The sequence below is a fragment of the Sinorhizobium glycinis genome, assembly GCF_001651865.1.
GTDB classification, from domain to species: domain Bacteria; phylum Pseudomonadota; class Alphaproteobacteria; order Rhizobiales; family Rhizobiaceae; genus Sinorhizobium; species Sinorhizobium glycinis.
The window spans coordinates 1-3,874 of record NZ_LPUX01000059.1 but is presented as its reverse complement, the minus strand read 5'-3'; the positions used below and the strand labels follow the sequence as shown (position 1 = coordinate 3,874).

The window sequence follows — 3,874 nt, the reverse complement described above, 5'->3', positions numbered from 1 at the left end:
GGGGTCTTCTCCACGAGCGCGCGCAGGCTCATCATGTCGTCGGTCATCGATGGTTCCTTCGAATCAGGTTGGTGTCAGCAAACCCGACCCTACCGGGGAACTTCGATGACCACCGCTACGCCGCTCGCTCGCTACGGCGCAATCGAGGGCGCGCTCGCGAGCGGCTTGGCTACAGCCCAGCTACACCACTGGTGGGGACGCGACCTTCACCAGCCATCGGATCTCGCTCGGAGTCCATTCGATGGCATACCGATGCTCACCCTTCGACGCATCGAATCCCAATTCGATATAGCTCGGAGAACATCGGTAGCCGTTGTCGTTTTGCATTTAATCGTAAGATTCTGCCCACAACGGTTTCAACAAGATAGCGTGGCACTTAATTTGAGACTTAGCACTTAATTTGAGATTTTCCCTTGGATTTTGGCACTTATTGTGAGATTCAGTCGTCGGCGAAGTCGACGGTGTTTCTGCAATGAATGATCCATTTCCCAACGAGGTTGACGAAGTGCTTTGGGATGAGGCGTGTCGACGAGCCGAGGCCATCCGAGGATTTCTGATACGTCAGTCTGGCAAGGTAATAGCGGGGGATATGGCGCTGCTAGCTGCCGAACTAGACGTCAGTCGGGCAACTGCATTCCGCCTCATCAAGCTATTTCGAGCTGGAGGAACGGTGATGTCGCTGGTGGAGCGCAAACCCGGCCGGCCTGACGGCCGCAGGATGCTCGACAACAGGCGAGAGGAAATCATCCGCATCAGCATCAAACGATGCTACCTGAATAAGAACCGCCCGGGCGTTTCTCAATTAGTTCGGGATATACAGACGAACTGCGTCTCAGCCGGGCTCAAGCCGCCACATCGCCGGACGATCGAAGCACGTCTCGAGGACATCGACCTTCAGAAGCGCGCCAAACGACGGGGCGAAGCCGAAGTCGTGAAGCGGACAACAGCTGTTCCAGGAGCGCTCGCTGCCTCACGTCCACTCCAGATTGTCCAAGTCGATCATACCAAAGCAGATATCTTTGTCGTCGACGAGGAAACTCGCCTGCCTATCGGGAGACCGTGGCTAACTCTTGCGATGTACGTTTGCAGCCGGATGGTGACCGGGTTCTACCTCACGATGGAAGCCCCTTCCCGGCTCTCGACCAGTTTATGCTTGCTACACTCCGTCTTTGACAAATCGCCTTGGTTACGCGAGAGCGCGAGATCATCGAACCGTGGCCGGTTGCCGGTCTGCCTGAGACATTGCATGTCGATAACGGCAGCGACTTTAGGAGTCGTGCTTTCCAGAGGGGGTGTGAGGATGCCGGCATAGCGATCAACTGGCGCCCACCCGGCGAACCGCGCTTTGGTGGCCATATCGAACGGTTGATCGGCACCCAGATGGGAAAACTCCACTTACTACCCGGCACGACCTTCAGCAATGCCCAGGAGCTTGGCGAATACGATTCAAAGCGGCATTCGGCGCTGATATTGCGCGAACTTGAGCGATACATCGCCCTCGACATTGTCGGTAACTACCATCAGTCGATCCACGGCACTTTGGGCCGCCCGCCAATCGCGGTCTGGCGCGAGCACGAGGGTGAAATTCCACTCCGATTGCCCAAGGATCGCATGCGTTTTTGGCTGACATTCCTGCCCGAGCAGGAGCGCACGCTGCAACCAACCGGGATCCATCTCTTTGGACTGCGCTATTGGTCGGCAGCCCTAAGTGCCGATGTCGGGAGTGCAAATCGCCGGCTGCTCGTCAAATACGATCCTCGGGACATGTCTCGTGTCTTCGTGCGGCGACCATCGGGCAATTTCGTGGAGGCCCGCTACGCGGATCTTACCTTGCCTTCGATAACACTGCACGAAGCCTTGGCAGCGCGCCGTGCGCTTCTGGCGAAAGGGCGACGAGAGGTGAACATTCGCACGATCGTTGGTACAGCTATTGAGCAGCGCAAACTGGTGGATGCAGCGATCAAGGCAACAGCGACTGCGCGACGTGGCCGCCTTGCCAGCGCGAAAACGAAAGTGGATGACGGCAGTTGGGGCTCGCTTCGGGGGATCGACTCCAGCAAACCTGTTGCTTTCGAGGACACAGAATGAGCTTGCATGAACACAGAAATCTCTCACCTGACTGCGAATGCCGCGGCACTGCTCGGTGAAGCAGACAAACAGTGCATCCGCGAGATAAGATCACGTCGCTGGCTCGTTTATCCGCGTGCCAAGCAGGTACTCGATCGCCTCAACCTCCTGGTCGATCATCCACGCGGGACGCGAATGCCTTCCATCGCCATATACGGTGACAGTGGAATGGGCAAAACAATGATCATGAAGCGTTTCCGTGACCAGCATCCGCCAAGCTTCAATTCGCTCACCGGCAGGCTGAAAACGCCGGTTCTCGCAATGGAGATGACCAGCCGGCCTGGCGAGAGACGGTTTTATGCCGAACTTCTGACCCTCCTCGGAGCACCACAGCGGCCCCGTGCCGATATCGCACAAATGGAGCAAGCTGCGTTACGCATCATGGAAGCAATCGGCGTGCAGGTGCTGGTAATCGACGAGGTGCACAACATTCTCGCTGGAACATATCGCGAGCAACGCATCGTCCTCAACACATTGCGCTTTCTGAGCAACCGCCTTCAGATCTCGCTCGTCTGCTTCGGGGTCAATGACGCCCGTGAGGCCATTGGTGGCGATGTACAATTGGCGCGCCGCTTCGAACAGTTCACGCTGAGCCGCTGGGTTGCAAATGAGCCGTTCGAAATCTTGGTCGCCTTGATCCTGCGCAACACGCCACTGCGTCACCCATCGGTGTTAACCGCAAAATCATTGCGGCGGATACTGCAGATCACCGAGGGCATCACTGCCAACATCTTCCACATAATCAACTCACTGGCTATCGAGGCAATCGAAAGCGGAAGAGAGCGGATTACCGATGAAGCCATTGAGAAATGGGAGCCGGAATTTGACGCCGAAGCAGCGTTCGCATGAGATGGGAATATCCGCACGGCAATTGCCGGTAAGGCTGGCTCCCTACCCCGATGAACTTCTGTCGTCGTGGATCATCCGGCATGCCGCGTTCTATGAGGTCCCTCCCTTGGCTATGCTTCAGCATTGCCTTCCCGAGGTACAATCTTTGCGCACGTCGGATCTAGACATGACCGAAAGTCAGGTTGCCCGCATCGCCCGTATGTTCTCTGCTGATCCCGCTAGGGTCCTGCGCATGACGTTCTCGAACATCGCGCGGTCGTCGCGGCGCCTGATTGCCAGCGAGCCCCGGCAATTATGTTGCAGCTGTAGTCCGATCACTAACGAGTTGCAGCCCGTTCTTCGTAGCCAGTTTCTCGGCTGGCGCATCACCTGTCCGCTTTGTGGTAACGTCATTCAGAACACTGACGGGGGTGCCCGCCCCTCTCCCTTCAGTCGCTATCACAATAGTGCCCNTCCTGATCTCGATGACGTTCTCAGGATGGAAACAAGCAAACTTCCGTCGCGAGCAAGTACGCTCTTGCCGCTGCACTTGAGGCCAGCTCTTTTAGCTGGTGTGGCCATCGTCCAGCGCGCCGGGCCGGAGATGCTTCACATGCTGCGTAGCCATATGATGGGCGAGAACAAAGCTCGCTTCGGCAGCGCTATAGACGAGATCTTGGACTGCGCACGTCAGTCGCGGACGTCTTCGCAGTTGCACTTAATTTGAGATTATCGGCGCATAAAATCTCAAATTAAGTGCCAACCAAGAAAGAAGCGGCCGCATTCTTACGTTTAAGTGCCAAACGACAGGTACACAGCAGCTCAATCGGGATATCTCATACCAACGAGCGCCGTTTCCGACTCTCAGGGATTCCCACGGGGCTTCGAATCTGAATCCATGCAGCAAACGGGAGGTTTG

Annotated in this window: 3 protein-coding genes and 1 pseudogene; 3 read left to right on the top strand and 1 reads right to left on the bottom strand. The window is 56.5% G+C overall.

Annotation, left to right across the window (positions count from 1 at the left end; all coding sequences use genetic code 11):
- Positions 1-180: 180 nt before the first annotated feature.
- Positions 181-327, bottom strand: a complete 147-nt coding sequence (locus tag AU381_RS31225) for a family 16 glycosylhydrolase (RefSeq protein WP_015633573.1) — start codon at positions 325-327, stop codon at positions 181-183.
- A gap of 855 nt (positions 328-1,182) precedes the next feature.
- Here AU381_RS31225 and AU381_RS30730 point away from each other — a divergent pair.
- The 3 genes and pseudogenes from AU381_RS30730 to AU381_RS30725 form a co-directional block, all read left to right on the top strand.
- On the top strand, positions 1,183-2,088 hold the full coding sequence (locus tag AU381_RS30730) for a Mu transposase C-terminal domain-containing protein (RefSeq protein WP_015633574.1): 906 nt from the start codon (positions 1,183-1,185) through the stop codon (positions 2,086-2,088).
- Positions 2,089-2,094: 6 nt separating this feature from the next.
- Positions 2,095-2,976, top strand: a complete 882-nt coding sequence (locus AU381_RS13610; protein ID WP_014857716.1) for a TniB family NTP-binding protein — start codon at positions 2,095-2,097, stop codon at positions 2,974-2,976.
- Positions 2,921-3,428, top strand: a pseudogene (locus AU381_RS30725) (TniQ family protein); the annotation flags it as partial. The gene AU381_RS13610 and the pseudogene AU381_RS30725, both read left to right, overlap by 56 nt.
- Between the last annotated feature and the right edge of the window lie 446 nt (positions 3,429-3,874).